20 protein-coding genes are annotated in these 24,144 nt (G+C 59.2%); 14 read left to right on the top strand and 6 right to left on the bottom strand.

The window, feature by feature from the left end; genetic code table 11:
- Positions 1–307 precede the first annotated feature (307 nt).
- From G5137_RS17095 to G5137_RS17080, 4 genes are all read left to right on the top strand, one after another.
- The gene (locus G5137_RS17095; RefSeq protein WP_245133436.1) at positions 308–511 is read left to right on the top strand and encodes a hypothetical protein; all 204 of its coding nucleotides are present in this window, start codon (positions 308–310) and stop codon (positions 509–511) included.
- A gap of 221 nt (positions 512–732) precedes the next feature.
- Positions 733–4,983 (top strand): ATP-binding protein, encoded by a 4,251-nt coding sequence (locus tag G5137_RS17090; RefSeq protein ID WP_421255703.1) that lies wholly within the window; start codon positions 733–735, stop codon positions 4,981–4,983.
- Positions 4,964–6,175: an EAL domain-containing response regulator gene (locus G5137_RS17085; protein ID WP_216952920.1), complete on the top strand. Its 1,212-nt coding sequence runs from the start codon at positions 4,964–4,966 to the stop codon at positions 6,173–6,175. Before G5137_RS17090 ends, G5137_RS17085 begins: the two co-directional genes overlap by 20 nt.
- A gap of 39 nt (positions 6,176–6,214) precedes the next feature.
- The gene (locus G5137_RS17080; protein ID WP_421255702.1) at positions 6,215–8,188 is read left to right on the top strand and encodes a HAMP domain-containing methyl-accepting chemotaxis protein; all 1,974 of its coding nucleotides are present in this window, start codon (positions 6,215–6,217) and stop codon (positions 8,186–8,188) included.
- A gap of 59 nt (positions 8,189–8,247) precedes the next feature.
- On the opposite strand, the gene rfaH is transcribed toward G5137_RS17080, so the two are convergent.
- The 4 genes from rfaH to metN all read right to left on the bottom strand — a co-directional run bounded on the left by rfaH (position 8,248) and on the right by metN (position 11,348).
- Positions 8,248–8,748, bottom strand: coding sequence for a transcription/translation regulatory transformer protein RfaH (rfaH, locus tag G5137_RS17075; RefSeq protein WP_005341090.1), 501 nt, complete (start codon positions 8,746–8,748; stop codon positions 8,248–8,250).
- 96 nt (positions 8,749–8,844) lie between these two features.
- Positions 8,845–9,645, bottom strand: a complete 801-nt coding sequence (metQ, locus tag G5137_RS17070; RefSeq protein ID WP_421255701.1) for a methionine ABC transporter substrate-binding lipoprotein MetQ — start codon at positions 9,643–9,645, stop codon at positions 8,845–8,847.
- 25 nt (positions 9,646–9,670) lie between these two features.
- Entirely contained in the window at positions 9,671–10,324 is a 654-nt protein-coding gene (locus G5137_RS17065) for a methionine ABC transporter permease (RefSeq protein WP_005339070.1), read from the bottom strand.
- On the bottom strand, positions 10,305–11,348 hold the full coding sequence (metN, locus tag G5137_RS17060) for a methionine ABC transporter ATP-binding protein MetN (RefSeq protein WP_421255700.1): 1,044 nt from the start codon (positions 11,346–11,348) through the stop codon (positions 10,305–10,307). The genes G5137_RS17065 and metN overlap by 20 nt, the downstream gene beginning before the upstream one ends.
- Positions 11,349–11,853: 505 nt before the next feature.
- On the opposite strand from metN, the gene G5137_RS17055 reads away from it, so the two are divergent.
- Positions 11,854–12,309, top strand: a complete 456-nt coding sequence (locus G5137_RS17055) for a hypothetical protein (RefSeq protein WP_043822996.1) — start codon at positions 11,854–11,856, stop codon at positions 12,307–12,309.
- Between the two features lie 104 nt (positions 12,310–12,413).
- Here G5137_RS17055 and ppgK read toward each other — a convergent pair whose 3' ends face one another.
- A complete protein-coding gene (ppgK, locus tag G5137_RS17050) occupies positions 12,414–13,154 on the bottom strand; it encodes a polyphosphate--glucose phosphotransferase (RefSeq protein WP_421255699.1) in 741 nt (246 codons plus the stop codon).
- A 109-nt stretch (positions 13,155–13,263) separates the two neighbouring features.
- Positions 13,264–14,418 carry a tRNA epoxyqueuosine(34) reductase QueG gene (gene queG / locus G5137_RS17045; RefSeq protein ID WP_421212543.1) on the bottom strand — a complete coding sequence of 385 codons (1,155 nt, stop codon included), beginning with the start codon at positions 14,416–14,418 and terminating at the stop codon, positions 13,264–13,266.
- A 60-nt stretch (positions 14,419–14,478) separates the two neighbouring features.
- Here queG and G5137_RS17040 point away from each other — a divergent pair, with 60 nt between their 5' ends.
- The 9 genes from G5137_RS17040 (at position 14,479) to hflK (ending at position 24,143) form a co-directional block, all read left to right on the top strand.
- Positions 14,479–15,990, top strand: a complete 1,512-nt coding sequence (locus tag G5137_RS17040) for an NAD(P)H-hydrate dehydratase (RefSeq protein WP_421255698.1) — start codon at positions 14,479–14,481, stop codon at positions 15,988–15,990.
- 10 nt (positions 15,991–16,000) lie between these two features.
- Positions 16,001–16,474 carry a tRNA (adenosine(37)-N6)-threonylcarbamoyltransferase complex ATPase subunit type 1 TsaE gene (gene tsaE, locus G5137_RS17035; RefSeq protein ID WP_005339056.1) on the top strand — a complete coding sequence of 158 codons (474 nt, stop codon included), beginning with the start codon at positions 16,001–16,003 and terminating at the stop codon, positions 16,472–16,474.
- 23 nt (positions 16,475–16,497) lie between these two features.
- Positions 16,498–18,189: an N-acetylmuramoyl-L-alanine amidase gene (locus tag G5137_RS17030; protein ID WP_421255720.1), complete on the top strand. Its 1,692-nt coding sequence runs from the start codon at positions 16,498–16,500 to the stop codon at positions 18,187–18,189.
- Between the two features lie 13 nt (positions 18,190–18,202).
- Positions 18,203–18,364 (top strand): hypothetical protein, encoded by a 162-nt coding sequence (locus tag G5137_RS17025; protein ID WP_323913175.1) that lies wholly within the window; start codon positions 18,203–18,205, stop codon positions 18,362–18,364.
- Positions 18,365–18,472: 108 nt separating this feature from the next.
- Complete coding sequence (mutL, locus tag G5137_RS17020) at positions 18,473–20,341, top strand: DNA mismatch repair endonuclease MutL (protein WP_421255697.1); 1,869 nt, start codon at positions 18,473–18,475, stop codon at positions 20,339–20,341.
- Entirely contained in the window at positions 20,331–21,260 is a 930-nt protein-coding gene (gene miaA / locus G5137_RS17015; protein WP_421206022.1) for a tRNA (adenosine(37)-N6)-dimethylallyltransferase MiaA, read from the top strand. The genes mutL and miaA overlap by 11 nt, the downstream gene beginning before the upstream one ends.
- A gap of 72 nt (positions 21,261–21,332) precedes the next feature.
- Positions 21,333–21,596 carry an RNA chaperone Hfq gene (gene hfq, locus G5137_RS17010; RefSeq protein WP_005339045.1) on the top strand — a complete coding sequence of 88 codons (264 nt, stop codon included), beginning with the start codon at positions 21,333–21,335 and terminating at the stop codon, positions 21,594–21,596.
- A 63-nt stretch (positions 21,597–21,659) separates the two neighbouring features.
- On the top strand, positions 21,660–22,946 hold the full coding sequence (hflX, locus tag G5137_RS17005) for a ribosome rescue GTPase HflX (RefSeq protein ID WP_421172861.1): 1,287 nt from the start codon (positions 21,660–21,662) through the stop codon (positions 22,944–22,946).
- Positions 22,947–22,994: 48 nt separating this feature from the next.
- The gene (hflK, locus tag G5137_RS17000) at positions 22,995–24,143 is read left to right on the top strand and encodes an FtsH protease activity modulator HflK (RefSeq protein WP_319919773.1); all 1,149 of its coding nucleotides are present in this window, start codon (positions 22,995–22,997) and stop codon (positions 24,141–24,143) included.
- Position 24,144: the final 1 nt, after the last annotated feature.

Below are 24,144 nucleotides of genomic sequence, written 5' to 3'. Positions count from 1 at the left end.
GCTCCCTGTCGGGCAGCATAAAATGCCGTAAAAACGTTTAAAAAGGAGTCGCAAGAGGCTTGTTTTAAATTCGGATATTTTTTAGACTTCTGCAATCTGTTCAACTTTTACCCGGTAAGGAGACGAAAATGCAACATCTGATGCTCAATATTGCATTCTCTCGCGGCACTGCGTGCGGCGTGAAATCTCGTGCTCTTTTACCGCGTGGCGTAAACAGGTAACCCCTGTCTTTTTATCACCCGCGGTTCGTCCCGCAGGGTGATATCCACTTTCTCCGGGAGAACCGCATGTTCAACTGGAGAATGTCATGTCTATCGAACTGGTTTTACTGCGCAGTGTTGAATCCCTGGTCCAGAGAAGGATTGCCCGGGTCGAGCGTCGTCTCGCCGTGGTCAATCTGTCACCTGCCCTGCTGAAAGATATTGGTCTGGAAGGGTTTGAGGGACAGATCGCCCATATCCGCGAAAGCGAGTATCAAACCGGCTTTCGGCTCGGGAATCGAATAACCTGATCCATAGGGGAGGGTAAACGCTCTCCCCGTGGTGACGTGGCAGGCGTAATGCCTGCCATTTTTGTGTTTGCAGGTTGATTTTTTATTCACTTTTCTGTGCCCCGGCACTATCCTCTCTGCCCCGTTTGTGACAGATGCGTATGTTTTCTCGCCTTGTTCCGCCAGGATCGGCAAGATTAGATATGGTGGCCTATCTGTTTTACTCATCAGGACAAGACTTCATGTCACTCTTTCGTCAGCTTTTTCTCCCCCTGTTGCTGCTGTTTTCCGGCCTGCCTGCTGTTGCTGTTCCCCAGTTGGAAAAGGCAGTGGCGGACCACCAGAGTGCGGTTGATGAAGAGTTGGTGGTCGGGGTGCCCCGTGGTGGTTATCCTCCGTTCCTCTATGAACTGCCCAATCAGCGCTATGCCGGTCCGCTCAAGGAGCTGGCCTCGCGTATTGCGGCAGAAATGGGGGTCTCCCTGCGCTATGTCTCCTACAACTCCTATGTGGATGCCCGTGGTGCGCTGAACAGACGCCAAGTTGATGCCTTGATCGGGGTCGAGCTCGATGCGCTCGAGCTGGAGGGGATGAATCATATTGGCTATCTGGGCTCCTACGCCCGCGCCATCTTGATGCGCCATCCGGATCAACGTTTGACCCTGGAACAGGCGCGCAAGCTTCGCTGGGTCTGTATTCGCGGTTTTGGCAGTTGCAATGAGCTGGCGCGACTGGGGATGCCTCATGTGACCGAGCTGGAGAGCCGTGACGAGGCGACCTATATGGTCAAACTGGGGGCGGCCGATGCTTATCTGGCTCTGGGGCCGATCATTGCCATGGAGATGGAGCGGTTGCCTGAGTCGATGGGGATTGTGATCCCGGACTGGATCCCCGGTAGTGCATTGACCATTGCAACCAGTACCCATGACCCGGCGCTGACGGATCGCATCTGGCAGGCCTACCAGCGGATCCCGGTGGCTGATGCCCGGTTGCGGCTGAATCAGGAAGACAGCCGTTTCAAGGCGGGTTTGTTGCTGGAACCAGACGAGGTAGCCTGGTTAAAGAAGAAGAGCAAGGTGGTCAGGTTTGCCGTTGCGCCGTCGTTTGCCGGTATCAGCGAGATTGATGACGAAGGGGTGTTGCACGGCTATGCGGCAGATTTGATGAAGTTGTTGAGTCTGCGCTCGGGGATCCGCTTTGAACTTGAGCCGACCAGCACCTGGCAAGAGTCTCTGGCTCTGCTGAAACAGCACAAGGTGGATCTGATCCCCCTGATGACACCGCTCAGGGATCGCGAGGCATTTGCCTCCTTCAGCTCCTCCTACCTTAAATTCGACAGCTATGTGGTATCCCGGCGCGGCGCGCGCCCGTTGAAGTCGCTGGCGGAGCTGAAAGGGCGCCTGATTGGTGGCGTGACCGGTTCTTATGAAGCTTCTCTTATCAGCGCCCATGGTGGCAACGTCATTGAAGTGGGCAAGGATACCGAGCTGCTTACCCTGCTTGATACGGGGAAAGCCGAGTATGTGCTGTTGACCATGACCAATCTGGGGCAGCAGGCCATGAAGGGCTTCAACGAAAAGTATCAGGTGGTGCTGAGCTCCCCCGAGTTTTCCGTGCCCATCAGCATGGCCGTTGATATCAGGCAGCCCGAGCTGCTGCGGATCATGGACAAGCTGTTGCTGACCATCACGGATGAGGAGTGGCAACTGCTGGAGCGGCGCTGGCTCAATGTTTCGGTAAATGTCGAATCCGATTACAGCCAGTTCTACAAGTGGCTGGCGCTGGGCGGAGTGGCCTTGTTGACCTGCGGTCTGCTGGTGATGTTCTGGGCCCGCAGCCTGCGTCGCCAGATTGCGCAGCGGAAAATCGCAGAGAGCAAACTCAACGAACAGTTGCTGTTTGTACAGACCCTGCTCAACTCATTGCCGACCATGGTGGCATTGCGCGACAGCGAGCAGCGTATAACCCTCTGCAACCGGGCTTATCGCGATGCCTTTCTCGTTGATGTCAATGGCGAGGCGCTTGACGACCTGCAAAGCATCCCCGAGCCCCTGCGTGCGAGCGTGCTGGAAGAGGAGCGCCGGATATGGCAAAGCGGCCAGGAGCTGGAGGGGGCCGGCAATAGCTTGCGTGCCGATGGCACCCCTTTTCATGTTATCTATGCCAAGCGCCCTTACCGGGACCCCGATGGCAACATGCGGGGTGTGCTGACAGTGCTGACCGATGTCAGCCGTATCAAGGAAGCCGAGGAGCGTGCTCGTCAGGCTGAAACTCGCCTGACCCAGATCACCGACAGCATGCCCGGCGTAGTCTACCAGTATCTGTGGCTGGGGCCGGGCAAGGGACGCTTTCTTTATGCCTCTCAGGGGGCCAACGAGATCCTGGGGGTATCTCATCAGGATTTATTTAACGCTGAATCGGGTGGTGAGGTATTTGGCTTTACCGAACAGGCCCTGCAGGAGTTTGTCAGCAAGGTGGCCAACCATGCCGAGACCCTGGCCCCCCTCGATCTGGAGGTCAAGGTGGAGCGCCCTGACGGGGATCGCTATCTGCAGGTACGCGGCAATTTTGTCCGTCAGGAGCAGCAGGCGCTGATACTCAACGGGGTGATTCAGGACATCACGGCCCTCAAGCAGCAGGAGCATGAGCTGCGCGAGGCACGTGCTTATGCCGAGCAGGCGATGCAGGCGCGCAGCCGCTTTCTGGCCACCATGAGCCACGAGTTACGCACCCCCATCTCCGGCATGCACGGCATGCTCGAGTTGTTGCAAATGAGCGAGCTCAACGACGATCAACGTTACATGGTGCGTAATGTTGTCACCTCGACCAACAACCTGCTCTATCTGGTCAACGACATACTCGATTTCTCCAAGATCGAGGCGGGTCAGTTGCAACTGCATTGTCAGGTCAGCCGGTTGCAGACGGTGATCTGCGATGCGATCCGTGGCCACGCTACCCTGGCCCATAGCAAGGGGCTCAACGTGACGCTGGAGTGGGGCCAGCATGTACCTGATTGGGCCGATATCGACGGGGTACGGGTCGGTCAGGTGATCTCCAATCTGCTCAACAATGCGGTAAAGTTCACCGAACAGGGGAAGGTCTCCATCCGGGTCAGCTACCTGCGCGATCAGCTTGCTATCAGTATCCGCGATACCGGTATCGGGATTGCCGAGGAGAAACAGGCATTGTTGTTCACTCCGTTTGAGCAGGTGGAGTCCGACATCAATCGCCGCTTTGGTGGTACCGGGCTGGGGCTGGCAATCTGTGATCAGCTGGTGCGCAAAATGGGGGGCGAACTCACCCTGACCAGCAAGGCGGGAGAGGGATCCCGTTTCCGCTTTACCGTGCCGCTGACCAACCCTCAATGGGATGCGCCCCCGCTGGCTGGCACCGAATGGTGGTTTTTCAGCGCCGATGCCAGCCTCGAGGCGGCCATGCGGCGGTTGGGCGCCAAGCTAAGGCATCTGGATGCCAGCCAGCTCAACCGCTCACTGGAAGGGTTGCTGCTGGCTGATCAGCTGTGGTTGGAGCAGGCCCTCGGCGGTGAGTGGCAGGGATGGTTGCAGCATGTCTCATTGAGAGGGATCATAGCGTCACCGAACGAGGCCCTTCGCGGCCGGATCGGCGGTCAGTTGTGGTGGCGATTGGGGCTCTCTCCTCTCTACCCGGACCTGCTGCTGGAGAGTTGTCTCGAACTGCTGCAGGAACGGGTCGCCCCGGTTTTGCCTGCGCTGGCCGACAAGCTGGGAGGACGGGTGCTGGTGGCTGATGATCATCCGGTCAATCGCGCCCTGCTGGCACGACAACTGGCTATCCTCGGAATTGAATCCCAGGTAGTGGAAGATGGCGAAAAGGCGTTGCGGGCCTGGCAGGGGCAGCCATTCTCCCTGTTGCTGACCGATTGCCACATGCCGGTGATGGATGGCTATGCCCTGACCAAGGCGCTGCGGGCTGCGGGCGTGACGGCGCCCATTATCGGGGTGACGGCGGATACCTCGGAAGAGGCTCATGCCCGTATGGTGGAAGCGGGAATGAGTGACATGCTGTTCAAGCCCTACCCGCTGGATACCCTGCGCCAGCTGCTGGCACACTGGCTCGCTGAGTCGGTACCGGCGGGCGATACAGCGGTGATGGCGGTCGATGATGTGCTGGCCGTTCAGGCTGAACGCTGGTTGACCCTGTTTGGCGATGAGCCGACGGCGCGGGCGATGGCGGCGGAATATCTCGACTCCAATCGTCAGGATGGGGCTCATATGATGGCTGCGCTGGCTTGCCATGATTTCAGCGTACTGGTAGAAACTGCCCACCGGATCAAGGGGGCAGCCCGCATGGTCGGGCTGCAGGAGCTGGCCACACAGGCTGCCAGGCTGGAGTCGGCTGCCAGATTGAAGCAGCTTGAGGAACTGGATGAGCTGACCAGCAAGGTGCAGCTATTGATGACGGCGATCGCCCACGACATTGGATTATGGCTCGATGAAAAAAGCACAACATGAGTTGGTCATTATGGTCGTGGAAGACCATGGATTTCAGCGCAAGGCGCTGCTGCACCAGGTCCGCAGCCTGGGTTACCAGAATCTGCTGGAGGCGGCCGATGGTGCCGAGGCGCTGGTACTGAGCCAGCAACACGCCGTCGATATCCTGTTTTGCGACCTGCGGATGCCGGGCATGGATGGCATGGCACTGCTGCGCCGCCTGTCACTGGGCGGTTTTCGCGGGGGGATTATCCTCTCCAGCGCCCTTGAAGACGATGTGGTGGAGGCCGTGTTGCGGATGAGTGCCGCCTATGGCTTGCAGGTGCTCGGCCGCATAGAGAAACCCTCTACCCAGCAGCAGCTCAAGCTGCTGATCGATGCCTGGTCACCCCGGGAGGAGCCTGCCAGGGAGGAGGAGGGGCACAGGATCGGCCTGGATGAGTTGTGCCGTGCACTCGAGCAGGATCAGTTGCTGCCCTGGTATCAGCCCAAGGTGAGCTTTGCCTCCGGCGAGTGGGTCGGGATGGAGGCGCTGGCCCGCTGGCAGCACCCGGAGTACGGCCTGATCTCTCCGGGGCGTTTTATTCCACTGGCGGAGCGCAACGGACTGATCGATCAGTTGACTGAAGTGATCATCGGCAAATCCCTTAGTGATGGTCACTTGTGGGAAGAGACCGGACTCTCGCTCAATCTGTCGATGAACCTCTCCACTACCTCGCTGATCGAGGGCGATCTGTGCAATTCCCTGATCAATCAGTGTCAACGCTGGAGCATCAACCCCGAGCTTATCACCCTGGAGGTGACCGAGAGCGCCTTTGTACAGGATCTGGGCAAGTCGCTGGAGGTGCTGACCCGGCTGCGGATGCACGGCTTTGGCCTCGCCATTGATGACTTCGGTACCGGCTACTCCTCCATGCAGCAACTGGCGCTGCTGCCCTTTACCGAACTGAAGCTGGATCGCTCCTTTGTCGACCGCTGTTTTGAAGACCCATCCCGTCTGGCCATTATCGAGTCCAGTATCGAGCTGGCGCGCAAGTTGGGCCTCAAGTCGGTGGCTGAAGGGGTAGAGGATGAGCAGACCTGGCGGTTGCTGGCAAAGTTGGGCTGCGATGTTTGTCAGGGGTTCTTTTCTGCCAGACCGATGCCACGCAGCGAGTTGCAAGAGTGGCACCGGGCTTGGCAAGATAGATTGCCTACACTGATATCTATCTGATTCTGTTGGCTGGATCCCTCCGTTTGAACAAGGATGTTCATGAAAATCTCAAGCAAGTTGCTGCTCAGCTTCGGTTTTATCAACCTGCTGATCCTGCTCTCCTCCGCGCTGGTCTATTACCGGCTGACCCAGATCAATCAGGCCCAACACACCCTGTTGGAGCAGGCGCTGCCCGCTCTGCAGCGGGATGAGGCGAGCCAGAAGGCTCTGGTTGCCACCGTTTCTGCCCTGCGTGGCTATCTGATCCTCGGCAAGGATCCGGCTCAGGCTTCCCGCCTCAAGCAGGAGTGGGAGTCGGCCTGGCAGGCCATCGCCCATCAGGCCTTCAGCCCGGCGCTCGCCAAGTCTCTCGAGACCTTCAAAAGCCATCAGGAGAAGGTGTGGACCATAGCCCAGAGTGAAGAGAATCTGCCCGCTCACACCCTGATGCTGCAGGAGGCGGGGCCGCTGGCGGAGGCTGCGCTCGATCAGCTGCAATCCTTTGCCAATGAGGAGGTGGCGACCTCGCAGGATCAGCTCGCGGGCGATCGCCGCATGCTGCTCAAGCAGGTGGGAGATGCCTACAACAGCCTCGCCAATTCCCTCTCTGCCCTGAGGGATTTTCTCATCTCAGGCGATCCCGAATACCGCAGCAAGTATCAGGATTACTACCAGTTTCACCAGCAGCGGGTGGCTGAGGTGAAGCAGCAAGCCGCGCTCTTTACCGATACCCAGCAGAGCCTCTGGCAGCTGTTTGAAGAGATGGCGACCCCCTTCTCCGAGCTGGTGGGGCAGGTGATCGAGAAGCGCCAGGCGCCGGATTGGGATCAGGCCAACTACCTGATGGCCACCGACATCGAGCCGATGCAGTCCAGCCTCAGCGAGCAGTTGGTCCAGCAGGTGAATAAAACCCGCGCCGAGGTGGATCAGATTTCGGCGCAGATGACCGGAGCCGGAAGGGCCATCAACCAGACACTGATGTTGGCCACCGGCAGTGCCATCGTGCTTGGCATGCTGGTCGCCTGGCTCTTTAGCCGTCGTCTGACCCGTGACATTGCCAGTCTGGTGATCCGGGCGGGGCTGGTTGCGGATGGTCGGTTGGCTGCCGAGCCCTTGCCGATAACGGGTCAGGATGAGCTGGGTGGATTGACCGGCTCCATCAACCGGATGTCTGCCCAGTTACGTGATCTGGTCGGCGAGTTGCAGGGCGCAGTGGGACAGGTCGAAGAGGCCTGTCTTGATGTGGGCAACACCACCAGAGCCATAGTGGCGGATCTGACGGAGCAGGATCAGCGGGTCGATGCGGTGGCGGCAGCTATCGATCAGATGTCAGTGAGTGCCCGTGATGTGGCTGGCAACATTGCCGGTGTGGCGGATAGTGCCCAGCAGGTGCAGCAGACCCGTCAGGGAGAGGCTGCGCTGGCGCGAATGAGCGATACCATGCAGCAGATTGCCGCCATGATTGGGCAGGCCAACGAGGCCATGGGGCTGCTGGAGCATCAGAGTGAACAGGTGGGGCAGATCACCGAGGTGATCGCCACCATTGCGGAGCAGACCAATCTGCTGGCCCTCAATGCGGCGATAGAAGCGGCACGGGCAGGCGAGCAGGGGCGCGGTTTTGCGGTGGTGGCCGACGAGGTGCGCCAGCTGGCGACCCGCACCCATCAATCAACCGCCGAGAGCAGCCAGACTATTGCAGCCATCTCCCGGCAGACTCGCCAGACGGTGAGTACCGTCAGCAGCGGCACCCGGCTGGTGGAGCAGGGGCGGGATGCCGTTGGATTGGTGACCGATACCCTGAGTGCCATGAACGAGCTGGTGCACTCGCTGTCTGGCCAGCTGCAGGCCATTTCGGTGGCAACCGAGCAGCAGTCGCGGGTGGCCGCCGAGGTAGCCGGAACGGTCGATGACATTGCTGCGCTCAGTCGGCAATCCTGTCTGCGCAGTCAGCAGGGGGAGGAGATCGTAGCCAGACTGGCTGGCAATACCGGCAAGCTGAAGGCGGTCATCGCCCGCTTTGATCTTGATGCGTGAGATGGCGGGACCATCCCGCCATTGCTATTGCCATTCACCGGGCCGTCTGGCCCGTGAGTTTAATCCAGGCGTCTGAATGCCTGGTTGTCGAAGCTGCTGGTGGTTTCGCGATTGAGCAGGCTAACTAGCAAAATCGCCCGTTTCTCCCCATCCGGTTCCATATAGATGGCTTCGAAGCCAGCCAATGGCCCCTCTTCAATCAGCACCTTGTCACCCGAGCAGGGCAGATTGGCGTAGCTGGCTCTTGCCTCGTCGCTGTCATCACGGCTCATCAGCTGATAGACCAGCTTGCTGCTGATGGGGGTCCATTCACTGCCAAAGTGGATGATCCGGCTGATGCCGCGGGTCGATTTCAGAGTGACTGGTGTCACCTCTTCCAGATCGACAAAGATAAACAGATAGTTGGGGAACATGGGCTCCCGTACCGGAACTCGCTTGCCCCGGCGCAGCTTTTCGATCTCCACCATGGGGTAGTAGGATTCGATACCCTGGGCATCGAGGTGGGCGCGGGCGCGGGCCTCTTCTTTTGGCTTGCAGTAGGCCAGATACCATTTTTTCATGTTATGAGTATGTTCGTGTTGCCGTGCTCGCCGATATGATAGCGGCGCCAATAAAAAAGGCCACGCATTGCGTGGCCTTTTTTGTCGAGTGAGCAATTACCAACCTTTTACCAGGCCGCCTTTGAACAGCTCCAGCCCTTTCTTGTAGACATCATCGGTCTGGAAAGCCTGTACGAACTGTTTGACCTTCTCGTCATCCTTGTTGTTGTCGCGGGCGACGATCAGGTTGACGTAGGGGGACTCTTTGTCTTCAACAAACAGACCATTTTCGGTCGGGGTCAGACCAATCTGGCCGGCAAAGGTGTTGTTGATGATGGCCAGATCCACGTCTTCCAGCGAGCGGGGCAGCTGGGCAGCTTCCAGTTCAACGATCTTGAAGTTGCGCGGGTTGCTGGCGATATCGAGTACGGTCGCCTCCAGACCAGCACCATCTTTCAGGGTGATCAGGCCCTGCTTGGCCAGCAGGATCAGGGAGCGGCCAAGGTTGGTTGGATCGTTCGGTACCGCGATCTGGGCGCCATCTTGCAGCTCGCTCAGCGACTTCAGCTTCTTGGAGTAACCGGCGATCGGGTAGACGAAGGTGTTGCCGACCGGCACCAGCTTGAAGCCGCGATCACGTACCTGTGCATCCAGATAGGGTTTGTGCTGGAAGGCGTTGATGTCGATGCTGCCATCGTTCAGCGCCACGTTCGGGGTGACATAGTCGGAGAAGTTGACGATCTCGACGTTCAGACCATATTTCTCTTTTGCCACCTTGGCGGCTACTTCGACCAGCTCGGTCTCAGGGCCGGCAATGGCGCCTACTTTCAGGGTCTTGTTCTCTTCCTTTTGACCGCAACCGGCCAGTACCAGACCAGCCAGCAGGGCTGCCGCAACGGATTTGATGCCAAATTTCATAAAACCTCCTGTCAGAAATCGACGATTAACGATGATCACATTTGTTGACCAGGCGCTCACCCGCGCTCTGGATAAGTTGAACCAGCACGACCAGTATCACGACGGTGACCAGCATGACGGTCGGATCGAAGCGCTGATAGCCGTAACGGATGCCCACATCACCGAGACCACCACCACCGATGGCACCAGCCATGGCGGAGTAGTTCACCAGCGTGACGAGGGTAATGGTGACGCTGTTGAGGATGCCGGGCAGAGCCTCGGGCAGCAGCACCTTGGTGATGATTTGCAATGGCTTGGCGCCCATCGCCTTGGCCGCTTCCAGCAGGCCGTCGGGTACTTCCATCAGGGCACCTTCCACCAGACGGGCGATGAAAGGGATGCAACCGACGGTCAGCGGCACGATGGCGGCGATGGTGCCGATACTGGTGCCGACAATCAGCCGGGTCAGTGGAATAATCGCGACCAGCAGGATGATAAAGGGCACCGAGCGACCCACGTTGACCACCATGCCCAGAGTGCGGTTGAGCAGCGGGTTGGCCAGGATCTGGCCGGCTTTGGTCACATGCAGTGCCACGCCGAGCGGCAGGCCGAGCAGGCAGCCAAACAGGGCGGAGGCAAACACCATGATAAGGGTGTCGCCCAGGGCCGTGATGAGCAGATTAATCATGGCTTCGGACATAACCCATTACCTCCAGCTGAATGTGATTGTCGATAAGGAACTGCTGGGTTGCCTCGCACTGGGCTTCATCTCCGAACAGTTCTGCCAGCAGGAAACCGAATTTGACGCCACCTGCGTACTCGATGTCGGCACTCAGAATGCTGATATCGATATTGAAACGGCGGCTCGCCTCGGAGATGAGGGGCGTATCGACCGTGCTGCCGGTAAAGCCAAGTTTCAGCAGCGGGTAGCTGCTGGGCACTCGCTCATTGCTCATCCGATCCTGATACTCCTGCGGTACCTCCAGATGGATGGTGGAGCGAATGAAATCGCGGGCCAGCTGGGTCTTGGCATTGCTGAAGAACCAGGCCACTTCGCCCTGTTCGATCAGGCTGCCATCGCTGATGATGGCCACTTCGTCACAGATCCCCTTCACTACATCCATTTCGTGGGTGATGAGCAGGATGGTAAGCCCCAGCTTGACGTTGATCTCCTTGAGCAGGGTCAGGATCGAGCGGGTGGTCTGCGGATCGAGTGCCGAAGTGGCCTCGTCACAGAGCAGCACTTTGGGGGCAGGGGCCAGCGCCCGGGCGATGGCGACCCGCTGTTTCTGGCCGCCAGAAAGCTCGGACGGATAGGCGTGGGCACGGGCTTCCAGCCCGACCAGCGCCAGCAGCTCGGCAACCCGTTGCTGGATCTTCTCTTTGCTCCAGCCCGCCAGCTCCAGCGGAAAGGCGATGTTGGCAAACACGGTGCGGGAGGCAAGCAGGTTGAAGTGCTGGAAAATCATCCCGATCTGGCGGCGAGCCTGGGTCAGATCCCGTTCGCTCAGGGCGACCAGATCCTGGCCATCAACGATGACTTGACCCTCTGTCGGGCGCTCCAGCAGGTTGACACAACGAATGAGGGTACTCTTGCCGGCACCTGAGGCACCGATCACCCCGAAAATTTTGCCTTGGGGTACATGCAGACTCACATCACGCAGGGCGTGCACGGCGTCACTGCCTGTACCGTAGACTTTGTTGAGACCGATCAACTTAATCATGGATTCTTCCGTGCTAACAGCCTTAAAGCACAGGGCGCTACAGGCGGGGAAATTGGGCAGAGGTTCCACTGGGTTACTCTGTCATCATGGAGGATGATGCTAAGATGTCTGGATGGCCATGTCAACGCATGTTTTTACGTCTAGACGTCTAAAAAAGTGATAAGGATTTCTGTCAGGCGGATAACGATCAGGATGGTATTGTTGCTCTTCCAGATCCTGTTTCGTCCCTACGGGATATGACCGAATTAAAGATGGTTTATATCGGGTATATGCTGGTTTTATTAGTGTGCCAGCCCGTTTCTGTTTACATCTGCTGTCGAGCTTAATGTTCCTCCATCGTTGCACAAATTGCTGCACAAATCGTTCCCTATTCGTGACCGGATCACCTGATCGCCACTTTGTCGGCGTCAACCTTGATGCAGCGCAAGGGGGGCTCGGATAGGGATTGGGTCGGTTGCGCTTGTTTTTTATACTGATGATGCCGACAAGCATGGAGGGCTGTGCGATGAGATTCCAACAGATCAAAGAGTTGCTGCACTATCTTGAGCAGGTTCACCACCAACTCGGGCTCTGTTACGGGCGTTTGACCAGTCAGGTGGACAGCGAACGCAGCCGGATGTTGCTGGTCTATCTACAAGGGCGTGAGGATGCGGCCAGTGCCCATTTGCACGAATATGCTGCTCAGCTGGGAGAGGCGGTCAGGGAGACCTGGCTGAACCAGAGTTTCAGCGAGGATATGCTGCCTGCCATTACCCGCTTCGAGCTGCCGGCATCAGTTCAGACCCAGGATATCGTCACTCAGGTATGCCGCTGGGAAGAGCAGCTGGTGGGCGAGCTGAGTCATCTGGCCCGGGAGTGCCCGACACCGGCCACCACCGCTTTGCTCGAGAATCTAGCCGGGCTGGAGCAGACCCGCCTGACCCGACTGGTGCACGGGGTGCATCGACTCGACGACATGTAACGGGTGATAAGCGCCAAACACGCAAGATAATGGCCAAACAAAAGGGCCCGGCAGCAGTGCCGGGCCCTTTCAATTGGTATCTGCTGACTTGCAGTGAGCGTCGGTCAGCCCTGCTGCTCGGCCGCGTAGAGTGCGGCCCCGATAATGCCCGCCTGATTGAGGCTGGCCGCTGGAATCAGCGGTGCCCGGGTCTCGATGCGATCGACAAATTTATCCAGCTTGGCGGCGCTGCCGCCCCCCAGAATGAAGAGGTCGGGGGAGAAGAGAAACTCGAGGCGGGCCAGATACTTGTTGAAGCGCTTGCCCCAGCGGTTCCAGGAGAGATCTTCCCGTTTGCGCACCGCATCGGAGCAGTAGTGCTCGGCGACCATTCCTTCCAGCATCAGGTGACCCAGCTCGGTGTTGGGCAGCAGATGGCCGTTGACGAAGATGGCGGTGCCGATACCGGTGCCGACCGTGATGAGGATGATGACCCCCTTGCGATCTTTACCTGCGCCAAAGCGCATCTCGGCCAGACCCGCTGCATCGGCATCGTTCAGCACATAGCAGGGTTTGCCGGTGACATCGGCAAACAGATGTTCGGCATCGGTCTCAATCCAGCTCTTGTCGATGTTGGCGGCACTCTTGGCAACCCCGTTGTGGATGGTGGCTGGAAAACCGCAGCCCACCGGCCCTTTCCAGTCGAAGTGTTCGACCAGTGCCTTGAGGGTATGGGCGATGGCGGCCGGGGTGGCCGGTTGCGGTGTGGCAATGCGATGACGCTCGCCGATCAGTTCGCCTGTTTCGGTGTCGACCAGGCAACCCTTGATCCCCGAGCCTCCAATATCCACTCCCAACATTTGCATCTGTAATGTCCTTTTAGTGTGCCGACCATGTTGTCTTGATCGCAGTGTTGATCACGACGGGTCGGCAGAGCATGAAAAAAGTGCTGCAATCCGGCAAGGGGCAGATCACTTATGCGTGATCCGGCAAACCTTTTTCGATGCAGCGGATCAGCAAACGGGTTTTCTTGTTCTCCTCATCCTGACGCAGTGCCAGAGTGGCCAGCGCCCATTCGATATGTTCGGCCACCATAGGCTCGGCGGTGGTCAGTCCCAGTTGCAGGGCGGCGATTACCTCGGGGGTCGCCGGGCCGTTGCCAAGGGCTACCGCCAGATTGCGGCGCCAGCGTTGATAGCCGATGCGGCGGATCGGGCTCCCCTCGGTCTGTTTGAGGAACTCGGCCTCGCTCCAGCACCACAGGTCCAGCAGGGGCGGGCGATGCAGGCTGGGGCGGGGGCTGAAATCGGGTTCCGGGCTGGCATCGGCATAGCGATTCCAGGGGCAGATAAGCTGGCAGTCGTCACAGCCATAGATGCGGTTGCCCATCAAGGGCCTGAACTCTTCCGGAATAGGGCCATCGTTCTCGATGGTGAGATAGGAGATGCAGCGGCGGCCATCTACCACATAGGGGGCGACAATGGCGCCGGTCGGGCAGATGTTGATGCAGGCGACGCACTTGCCACACAGCTCCTTCTCCACTGGCTGGTCGAGCGGCAGCGGCAGGTTGATCAACAGCTCACCGAGAAAGAAGAAGGAGCCAGCCGATTCGTTGAGCAGCAGTGAGTGTTTGCCAACCCAGCCGAGGCCCGCCTTGGCCGCCAGTGGCCGCTCGAGGATGGGGGCGGAGTCGACGAAGGGGCGCCACTCACCCAAGGTCTCTTCAGTGCCTTGAAACAGCTCGGCGCAGCGCGCTTCGATGCGATCACCCAGCTGTTTGAGCCGGTTGCGCAGCACCTTGTGGTAGTCGCGACCGAGAGCATAGCGGCTGATATAGCCGAGAGTCGGATCGCGCAGGGTAGCGGCGAAGCCCGCCTCGAACGGTAGGTAGTTCATCCGCACCGACAACACCCGCATCGTGCCCGGCAACAGCTCGTGGGGGCGCGCGCGCATCATGCCGTGGCGCGCCATGTAATCCATGCTGCCGTGATAGCCCGCATCCAGCCAGGCCTGCAATCTCGGCTCTTCGATACGCAGATCGGTGTCGGTGATGCCCGCCTGGTCAAAACCTAGCTCCCGTGCCCAGAGCTTGATATCGTGGGCCAGCTGGTGGAAGTCAGGTGCGCTCATGCGGCTTGGCCTGGCCGGTGTTTGCTGGCGTGGGTCGATTGATAAGAGGCGGGAGCCGTCATGGTAGAGATCATCAGGGGCGCGTTGGGCACAAAAGAGGGGAGCAGTTTACCACAGGGGTTGTGGCAGACTGAACAGATCCGCGCACTGGAGCGCAACTGGGCCGCGCGTGAGGGGCAACCTCTCTATGCCCTGATGGAGCGAGCCGGTGCCGCGCTGCGCACCTATGCCACCCTGCATTGGCCCGACAGTCGCTGCTGGTGGATTTTCGTCGGCCCCGGTAATAACGGCGGTGATGGCTATGTGCTGGCCCGCCTTGCCCGCCAGATTGGCATCGAGGTGGTGGTGATTGCCGCCAGAGCACCCGACCAGCTGAAGGGGGATGCCAGACGGGCCGCCGATGAGTGGCTGGCGGCCGGTGGCCGGGTCTGGCTGGCCGAGCAGTTTGATAAGGACCAGCACACCACCCCGGATCTGGTGGTCGACGCCCTGCTTGGCACCGGCGTCAACACGTCCCTCTCGCCACTACTGACAAAGATCGTCGCAACAATCAATGGCTTGGCTGTGCCCGTGCTGGCGGTGGATCTCCCCTCCGGCCTCAACGGCGATACCGGCCGTGCCATGGGGGCCGTGGTGCAGGCCACTCGCACCCTCACCTTTATCGGTATCAAGCAGGGAATGCTCACCGGCGACGGGGTGGATTGTGTCGGCCAGCTCGACTGTGATCCCCTAGGCGTGACGCCTGATGAAGCTATGCTGCCCGCCGCCTGGCGTATCGATTATCCACTGCTCAGCGCGCAGCTGACCCCGCGCCCGCGCGCTTCCCACAAGGGTTCTTATGGCAAGGTACTGCTGGTGGGGGGCAATCGCGGCATGCAGGGGGCCATCGTGTTGGCGGCCCGCGCCTGCCTGCGGGCGGGGGCTGGGCTGGTGCGGGTGTGTCAGCATCCGGAGCATCCGCCGGTCAGTCTTTATCAACCCGAACTAATGAGTCTTATCACCGCTGATAACGAGGGATGGGCGTCGGTGCGGGTCATTGGCCCCGGGCTCGGTCAGGATGATTGGGGAAGGGGGCAAATTGCCCGTTATCTCACCGATCGGTTGCCATTGGTTTTGGACGCCGATGGATTGAATTGGCTGGCGCAATCTCCCCGCCATCAGGATAATTGGGTGCTCACGCCCCATCCCGGCGAAGCAGCGCGCCTGCTGGGATGCTCCATTGCCGAGATTGAAACCGACCGGTTTGCCGCCGTGCAGGCACTGCAGCGGCGTTATGGCGGTGTGGTTTTGTTAAAAGGGGCGGGAACACTTATTTATGACGGCGAGCGGGTCGCTCTCTGTTGTGAAGGCAATCCCGGCATGGCAAGTGGCGGCATGGGCGATCTGTTATCTGGTATAATCGCCGCCCTTTTGGCCCAGGGCTGGTCTGCCACCATGGCAAGCTGGCTGGGCGCCGTGATCCACGGCGAGGCTGCAGATCAGGCCGCCGCTGACGGCGAGCGGGGCATGCTGGCGTCAGACTTGCTGCCGCTGATCCGCAAACTGGTTAATCCCGACACCATTACAAGTTAAAAAGAAGAACATGGCAAAACAGTTGATGATGACACTGCCGGACGAGGCAGCAACCGTGGCACTTGGTGGCCGTCTGGCACAGGCCTGCCAGCAGGCGACTACAGTGTTTTTGCATGGCACGCTTGGCGCCGGTAAAACCACCCTTACCCGCGGCTGGGTGCAGGGCCTTGGCCATCAGGGCAAGGTAAAAAGCCCGACTTACACCCTGGTCGAGCCCTACGAACTCGATGGCTGGCAGGTCTACCATTTCGATCTCTATCGCCTGGCTGATCCGGAAGAGCTGGAATTCATGGGCATTCGGGACTATTTTGCCGCCAATACTCTCTGTCTGGTGGAGTGGTCCGAGAAGGGCGAGGGCTGGTTACCGGCCCCAGACCTGGAAATTACCCTCACCTATGTAGGCGAGCAGCGCGAGGTTCTGATAGAGGCTCGCACTGCTATTGGCGAAGCCATTCTGGAACGGTTGTCATCTACGTGCGCTTGATCCTTGTTATTGCTCTCTCCTTGATGGCGCTCCCCTCCTGGGCAAATCAGCTCAAGAGTGTGCGAATCTGGCCATCACCGGATAATACCCGGGTGGTGCTCGATATGAGCAGTGCCCCCAACTACAACTACTTCACCCTGGCTGGCCCCGATAGATTGGTGATCGATCTGAAAGGGGCGAGCAACGCTGCCAATCTGGCCCGGGTCGAGAACAACAGCGAGCTGGTGCGCAAGATACGTGAGAGCACTCCGCTGGAGAAGGGTGGCCTGCGGCTGGTACTGGATCTCAGCTCCGCCATCACGCCGGTGGTCTTTCCGCTGGCACCAGCCGGGCCTTATGGTCACCGTCTGGTGATCGATCTACCTTATGAAGAGAAGCGGTCGGCTGCTGCGGTACAAGCCACACCAGTGGGTGGCAAGGGCAAGGGGGTGGTGATTGCCATCGACCCAGGCCACGGTGGGGAAGACCCGGGCTCCATCGGTCCACGTCGTACCTATGAGAAGCGAGTGACGCTGGCGGTCTCCCAGAAGCTGGCCGCGCTGATCGACCGCGAGCCGGGGATGCGCGCCGTGCTGACCCGTCGTGGCGACTATTTCGTCGACCTCAACAAGCGTTCCGAGATTGCCCGCAAGGCCAAGGCGGATCTGCTGGTGTCGGTCCATGCGGACAGCTTCCATAACTCCACTCCGCGTGGCGCCTCTGTCTGGGTCCTCTCGACCAACCGTGCCAACCGCGAGATGGGAAGCTGGCTGGAGAAGCAGGAGAAGCAGGGTGAGCTGCTGGGCGGGGTTGGCAAGGTATTGGCGGAATCCGATCCCAACCCCTATCTGGCGCAGACCTTCCTCGACCTCTCAATGGACAAGTCCCGTGCCGAAGGCTACGACGTCAGCCGTCAGATCCTGCGCTCGTTGGGCAAGGTTGCCCGACTGCACAAGAAGGCGCCGGAGCATGCCAGTCTGGCTGTGCTGAAGGCGCCGGATATTCCCTCGGTGCTGGTCGAAACCGGCTTTATCTCCAACCATGCGGAAGAGAAGCTGCTGGCCACCTCAAGCTATCAGGATCAGCTGGCCCGCGCCATTTTCGAGGGGATCCGCAACTATTACCGCGCCCACCCGACCAAGGGGGCCATGCTGACCGGCAAGGGACAGGCGAGCAGGCCTGCTGCGACCACTCGCTCTGCACCGGTAGCTTCGCAGCCGGTGAGCCAGCCCAAGCCGGTGCAGTCGCAGCCGGTGGTGACCAACAAGATGCCGGCTACAGTGCGTGACGGCGCTACTGCGACCGGTTCAGGTGCCGGTGTGATCAAGCCCTATTCTGAGGCTGCGCAAGATTCTGGTGCGCCGGTTAGCAATGTGGGCGACTATGACAAATCTCGGATGCTCCGCCATGTGGTCAAACGTGGCGAGAGTCTCTCTCGCCTTGCCGAGAAGCATGGAGTGAGTCAATCCACTTTGGTTGAGATCAACCAGCTGCGCAGCCGGGATATTCAGATTGGTCAGACCATCTATATTCCCCAGCAGGGGCAGAGCCGCGCTGCCGCCCCCGTTCGCAGTGATGACAAGTCGCAGATGATCCGCCATGTGGTCAAGCGGGGGGAGAGTCTCTCCCGCCTTGCCGAGAAGCATGGGGTGAGTCAGGCGCGACTGGTAGAGATCAACAAGCTCAAATCGCGGAATATTCAGGTAGGGCAGGTACTCTACATTCCGCAAAACTGACGCGCGGGAGCGGGTGATACCGCTCTCGCTGTTAGCCAATACCATCAGCAAGATTGAAATTCAGGAGCAAGTGATGCCGATCCGTATATTACCCCCTATCCTGGCCAACCAGATTCCGGTTGGTGGAGAGGTGGTGGAACGGCTCTCTATCCGCAAGATTGAAATTCAGGAGTAAGTGATGCCGATCCGTATATTGCCCCCTATATTGGCCAACCAGATTCCGGTTGGTGGAGAGGTGGTGGAACGGCTCCCTATCCGCAAGATTGAAATTCAGGAGTAAATGATGCCGATCCGTATTTTGCCACCCATTCTGGCCAACCAGATTGCAGCCGGAGAGGTGGTGGAGCGGCCCTCTTCTGTGGTGAAAGAGCTGGTGGAGAACAGCCTGGATGCGGGGGCCGACCGGGTCGAGATCGACATCGACAAGGGGGGCGCCAAGCTGATCCGCATCCGTGACAACGGCTGCGGTGTCGCCAAAGATGAGCTGGTACTTGCGCTGTCGCGTCATGCAACCTCCAAGGTGGCCACGCTGGATGATCTGGAAGGGATCAACAGCCTCGGTTTTCGTGGCGAGGCGCTCGCCTCCATCAGCTCTGTCTCCCGTCTCACCTTCACCTCCCGCACCGCCGAGCAGTCCGAAGCCTGGCAAGCCCAGGCGGAAGGGCGCGAGATGAGCGTCACCATCAAGCCTGCGGCCCATCCGGTGGGCACCACGGTGGAGGTGGTGGATCTCTTCTTTAATACACCCGCGCGGCGCAAATTCATGCGCAGCGAAAAGACCGAGTTTGCCCATATTGACGAGCTGGTGCGCCGCATCGCGCTCTCCCGCTTCGATGCCACCCTGATCCTGCGCCACAATGGCAAGGTGGTGCGCCAGTACAAGGCCGCCAATACCGTGCCGGAGCAGGAGCGACGTCTCGCCGCCGTTTGCGGCACCCCCTTCATGCACCATGCGCTGGCGGTAGAGAGCGAGCATAGCGACGTGCGTCTGTGGGGCTGGCTGGCAACCCCGGAGGGGGCAAGACCGCAGAACGACCTGCAATACACCTACGTCAACGGTCGGATGATGCGTGACAAGCTCATCAATCATGCCATTCGTCAGGCCTATGACGAGCTGCTGCCCGCTGACCGTTTTGCAGCCTATGTGCTCTATATCGAGCTGGATCCCCGTCAGGTGGATGTCAACGTCCACCCGGCCAAGCATGAGGTACGGTTTCATCAGGCGCGGTTGATCCACGACTTTATTTTTCAGGCGCTGTTTACTGCGCTGCGTCGCGAAGGGGTCAGCGCCGCTCATCAGGACACTCCGCTGGCCGAAACCCTGGTCGAGCTGCCGGTCAGCCCGCAGATTGAATATCCCGGTCAGGCTCCGCGTACCGAGTGGTACGGTGCCGAGCACAGCTACCGGGCACCTGCACAGGTGCGGGAAGGGAACGGTGGTGGTGCAGGCCGAGCCAGCAACTATCAACCGCCCGAGCCGCCAAGCCGGGAGGCGATGCGCGGCATGGGCGCTCTGCTCACTACGCTTCCTATCGCAGCTGAGGCTGCTCCTGCGCAGCCCACTGATCCAGTGCCGTCACCCAAACAGGGGGGATGTCGTGCCCTGACACTGGTGGAGCAGGCCTACCTGTTGATCGAGCGGGATAATCAGCTGGCGCTGCTCTCGCTGGTACGCGCCGAGCGGGTACTGCTGCGCCACTGGCTGCTGGAGACCTGGGGCCAGGGACTGGCTGCCCAGCCGCTGTTGCTGCCGGTCTCCTTCAAATTGCCGAAGAATTTGATCGCGCTGGTGACCGAGCAGGAACGTTTGCTGAAACGGATGGGGCTGGAGTTGAAAAGCGGGGGGCGCGACACCATGATCCTGACTCGGGTGCCGGCTCTGCTGCGCCAGACCGATCTGGTGCGTCTGTTACCCGAATTGCTGCAAATTATCGAGGGCGGATCTGACAGTGATGCTGGTCAGCAGGCTGAAGTATTATGCCAATGGCTGGTGGAGCAGGGGATAAGCCGCGAGAAGATATACGATTTTTCAACTGCCAGTCGTCTGCTGACGGAACTTGTAGCCGCTCACGCTGACCAACTGACAGATATTCGCATGGTACGCCCGCTTTCATTGGCGACCGTGCTGGAGGAGTTTGAACATGGCGAGTGACTTGCCGACCGCAATTTTTCTGATGGGGCCGACGGCCTCCGGCAAGACGGATCTCGCCATTGAATTGTGCCAGGTATTGCCTTGCGACATCATCAGCGTCGATTCGGCGCTGATCTATCGCGGCATGGATATCGGTACGGCCAAGCCGACCGCCGATGAACTGGCACAGGCCCCGCACCGGCTGATCGACATTCTCGATCCCGCAGTGAGCTATTCGGCTGCCGATTTTTGCAAGGATGCCCTGCGGGAGATGAAAGAGATCGCCGACCGTGGCCGCATTCCGCTGCTGGTGGGCGGCACCATGCTCTATTTCAAGGCGTTGCTGGAGGGATTGTCCCCATTACCCTCCGCCGATCCCGCCGTTCGTGCCGGGATTGAGGAAGAGGCTGCCCGCCTCGGTTGGCAGGCGCTGCACGATGAGCTGGTGCGCATCGACCCGGTGGCCGGGGCGCGGATCCACCCCAATGACCCGCAGCGACTCTCTCGGGCACTGGAGGTCTACCGTATCAGCGGCAAGACCCTTACCGAGCTGACGCAGGTGCAGGGGGAGGGCTTGCCCTATCGGGTGCTGCAGTTTGCCATCGCCCCGAGCGAACGCGCCGTGCTGCATCAGCGGATCGAACTGCGCTTTGACAAGATGCTGCAAGGCGGCTTTGAACAGGAGGTTCGTGCGCTGATGGCGCGCGGCGATCTGCACCCGGATCTTCCCTCCATTCGCTGTGTGGGTTATCGCCAAATGTGGGACTACCTGTGCGGTGAAGTGGGGTATGATGAGATGCGTTATCGTGGCATTGTTGCCACACGCCAATTGGCAAAACGACAGATGACCTGGTTGCGCGGCTGGCCCGATGTGACCTGGTTGGAATCTGGTGAGTCTGGCAATCTCGACCGCGTGCTTGCTCGCGCTGGTGCGGCTTGACACTCCCTGTATAATCAGGTTGTTATATTGATATTCGGTGTTTAAAAACAACAAACTATAAGGAAAAGAAAAATGGCTAAGGGGCAATCTCTCCAAGACCCGTTTTTGAATGCGCTGCGCCGTGAGCGGATTCCTGTTTCTATCTATTTGGTGAACGGCATCAAACTGCAAGGTCAGATCGAGTCTTTTGACCAGTTTGTTATCCTGCTGAAAAACACCGTGAGCCAGATGGTTTACAAGCATGCCATCTCGACTGTCGTACCGGCCCGTGCCGTCAATCATCATCAGCCCACTCCGGGTGGCGCGGCTGATGAACAGGGTGATGCCGAGGCGTGATATCCCTGGGCGAGTCGACTCGCCAACTCAGATTCATCATGATTCCTGTTAAGGAGCAAGCGCTTGTTTGACCGTTATGAAGCTGGCGAACAGGCCGTTCTGGTGCATGTCAACTTCAGTGATGAGGGTGAGCGGGAGGATCTGGAAGAGCTCAAGATGTTGGTGAGCTCGGCCGGAGTCAATGCGCTGGCGGTCATCACCACCAGTCGCAGTGCGCCCAGTGCCAAATTTTTTGTCGGCAGCGGCAAGGCTGAAGAGATCGCGTCCCAGGTCCAGATGCTGGATGCGGATGTGGTGATCTTCAACCATGCCCTGACTCCTGCCCAGGAACGAAATCTGGAACGTCTGTTCCAGTGCCGGGTGGTGGACAGAACCGGTCTGATCCTCGACATCTTCGCCCAGCGCGCCCGAACCCATGAAGGTAAACTGCAGGTCGAACTGGCCCAGTTACGCCACCTTTCCACTCGCCTGGTGCGAGGCTGGACCCACCTTGAGCGTCAAAAGGGCGGGATCGGTCTGCGTGGTCCGGGTGAAACCCAGCTTGAAACTGACCGACGTCTGCTGCGGGAACGCATCAAGGCGATTTTGCGCCGGCTCGACAAGGTAGCCAAGCAGCGGGAGCAGGGACGTCGTGCCCGCAACCGCAACGAAGTACCGACAGTTTCTCTGGTTGGTTACACAAACGCCGGAAAATCCACTTTGTTCAACCAACTTACAGCTGCCAGCGTGTATGCTGCCGACCAGTTGTTCGCAACACTGGACCCGACCCTGCGAAAACTGGTGATCCGGGATGTGGGTGATGTGATTTTGGCTGACACGGTTGGATTTATTCGGCACTTGCCTCATGATCTGGTCGCGGCTTTCAAAGCGACCCTGCAGGAGACCCGCGAAGCGGATCTGCTGCTGCATGTGGTGGACTGTGCCGATGAGCAGATGCAGGAGAATATCGACTCCGTGCAGCAGGTGCTGGCCGAAATTGAAGCTGACGACAGGCCTCAGCTGATGATCTGCAACAAGATCGACAAGCTGGCGGATCGTCCTGCTGGTCTGGAGCGAGATGACGAGGGGCGCCCATTGCGCGTCTGGCTGTCGGCTCAGACTGGTGAAGGTTGTGAGCATCTGTTTACGGCGCTGACTGAACTGCTGGCCGGCTCCATGGTGCACCACACCCTGCAGTTGCCACCCTCGGCAGCAAGATTGCGCAGTGCGCTTTATCAGTTGAAGGGCATTGAGCAGGAAGGCTTTAGCGAGGAGGGAGATTTCGTGCTGGAAGTCCGCTTGCAAGTGGCCGACTGGAACCGCCTCGTAAAGCAGGAAGGTGAGAGTTTACAACGCTTTATCAGACATTGATGTTCTGATAGAGGTGATATCCATCCGCAAGTATTAATGGAGACGCTGATGGCTTGGAATGAGCCTGGTAACAACGGCAAAGACCGTGACCCTTGGGGGAACAACGGCAAGAATCAGGGGCCCCCTGATCTGGACGAAATGCTGCGCAAGATGAGCCGTCGCTTCGGGGGCCTGTTTGGTGGTGGCACATCCGGTGGTGATGTCGGTCGCTTTGGTATCTCCATCGCACTGGTGATCGCTGTGGTGGTGTGGGTTGTCAGCGGCTTCTACACCATTCGTGAAGCTGAACGTGGTGCAGTGCTGCGGTTTGGCAAGTTTTCCCATATTGTCGAGCCGGGTCTGCGCTGGAATCCCACCTTTATCGACAAGGTGATCCCTGTGGATGTCGAGTCCGTGCGCTCGCTGCCTGCCTCCGGTTTCATGCTGACTCAGGATGAAAACGTGGTGCGGGTCGAGATGGACGTGCAGTACCGTGTCGTCAACCCCGAGCAGTATCTGTTTAGCGTAACCAATGCTGACGAGAGCCTGAGTCAGGCCACCGACAGTGCCCTGCGTTATGTTGTGGGCCACACCAAGATGGACGACGTGCTGACCACCGGTCGTGAGAAGGTGCGTCAGGAGACCTGGCAGGTGATCGATGGCATCATCGAGCCTTACCAGATGGGTCTGCAGATCGTCGACGTCAACTTCTTGCCGGCTCGTCCGCCGGAAGAGGTGAAGGATGCGTTTGATGACGCCATTGCCGCTCAGGAAGATGAGCAACGCTTCATCCGCGAGGCCGAAGCCTATGCCCGTGAAGTCGAGCCGAAGGCCCGTGGTCAGGTCAAGCGTCTGGAGCAGGAGGCGGAAGCCTACAAGTCCCAGATTGTGCTGAAAGCCCAGGGTGAAGTGGCCCGCTTCAACGAGCTGCTGCCCCAGTATCAAGCTGCGCCCGATCTGACACGCAATCGTATCTACCTGGAGACCATGGAAGAGCTCTATCAGCAGGCCAATAAAGTGGTGGTCGACATGCCGGCTGGCAACAACAGCATGATCTATCTGCCGCTCGACAAGTTGGCTGGCAAGCAGGCGAGCGTCCAGCAGGGGCGTCCAGCTGCTGCGCCGACCATCGAGTCCACGCCAGCTTCCAACGAGGGCGCCAACTCCACTCCGACGCCGCTGCGTAGCGGTGACCGCTTCAGCTCAGGGAGAAACTGAT

Source organism: Aeromonas sp. 600282 (assembly GCF_049175755.1).
Classification (GTDB): domain Bacteria; phylum Pseudomonadota; class Gammaproteobacteria; order Enterobacterales; family Aeromonadaceae; genus Aeromonas; species Aeromonas veronii_A.
This window is presented reverse-complemented; position numbering and strand designations above follow the sequence as displayed.

What these genes read in the sequence shown, in the direction of transcription:
- G5137_RS17095 (WP_245133436.1), top strand. Translation starts at nt 308, where the DNA reads ATGTCTATCGAACTGGTTTTACTGCGCAGTGTTGAATCCCTGGTCCAG.
- G5137_RS17090 (WP_421255703.1), top strand. Translation starts at nt 733, where the DNA reads ATGTCACTCTTTCGTCAGCTTTTTCTCCCCCTGTTGCTGCTGTTTTCC.
- G5137_RS17085 (WP_216952920.1), top strand. Translation starts at nt 4,964, where the DNA reads ATGAAAAAAGCACAACATGAGTTGGTCATTATGGTCGTGGAAGACCAT.
- G5137_RS17080 (WP_421255702.1), top strand. Translation starts at nt 6,215, where the DNA reads ATGAAAATCTCAAGCAAGTTGCTGCTCAGCTTCGGTTTTATCAACCTG.
- rfaH (WP_005341090.1), bottom strand. Translation starts at nt 8,748, where the DNA reads ATGAAAAAATGGTATCTGGCCTACTGCAAGCCAAAAGAAGAGGCCCGC.
- metQ (WP_421255701.1), bottom strand. Translation starts at nt 9,645, where the DNA reads ATGAAATTTGGCATCAAATCCGTTGCGGCAGCCCTGCTGGCTGGTCTG.
- G5137_RS17065 (WP_005339070.1), bottom strand. Translation starts at nt 10,324, where the DNA reads ATGTCCGAAGCCATGATTAATCTGCTCATCACGGCCCTGGGCGACACC.
- metN (WP_421255700.1), bottom strand. Translation starts at nt 11,348, where the DNA reads ATGATTAAGTTGATCGGTCTCAACAAAGTCTACGGTACAGGCAGTGAC.
- G5137_RS17055 (WP_043822996.1), top strand. Translation starts at nt 11,854, where the DNA reads ATGAGATTCCAACAGATCAAAGAGTTGCTGCACTATCTTGAGCAGGTT.
- ppgK (WP_421255699.1), bottom strand. Translation starts at nt 13,154, where the DNA reads ATGCAAATGTTGGGAGTGGATATTGGAGGCTCGGGGATCAAGGGTTGC.
- queG (WP_421212543.1), bottom strand. Translation starts at nt 14,418, where the DNA reads ATGAGCGCACCTGACTTCCACCAGCTGGCCCACGATATCAAGCTCTGG.
- G5137_RS17040 (WP_421255698.1), top strand. Translation starts at nt 14,479, where the DNA reads ATGGTAGAGATCATCAGGGGCGCGTTGGGCACAAAAGAGGGGAGCAGT.
- tsaE (WP_005339056.1), top strand. Translation starts at nt 16,001, where the DNA reads ATGGCAAAACAGTTGATGATGACACTGCCGGACGAGGCAGCAACCGTG.
- G5137_RS17030 (WP_421255720.1), top strand. Translation starts at nt 16,498, where the DNA reads ATGGCGCTCCCCTCCTGGGCAAATCAGCTCAAGAGTGTGCGAATCTGG.
- mutL (WP_421255697.1), top strand. Translation starts at nt 18,473, where the DNA reads ATGCCGATCCGTATTTTGCCACCCATTCTGGCCAACCAGATTGCAGCC.
- miaA (WP_421206022.1), top strand. Translation starts at nt 20,331, where the DNA reads ATGGCGAGTGACTTGCCGACCGCAATTTTTCTGATGGGGCCGACGGCC.
- hfq (WP_005339045.1), top strand. Translation starts at nt 21,333, where the DNA reads ATGGCTAAGGGGCAATCTCTCCAAGACCCGTTTTTGAATGCGCTGCGC.
- hflK (WP_319919773.1), top strand. Translation starts at nt 22,995, where the DNA reads ATGGCTTGGAATGAGCCTGGTAACAACGGCAAAGACCGTGACCCTTGG.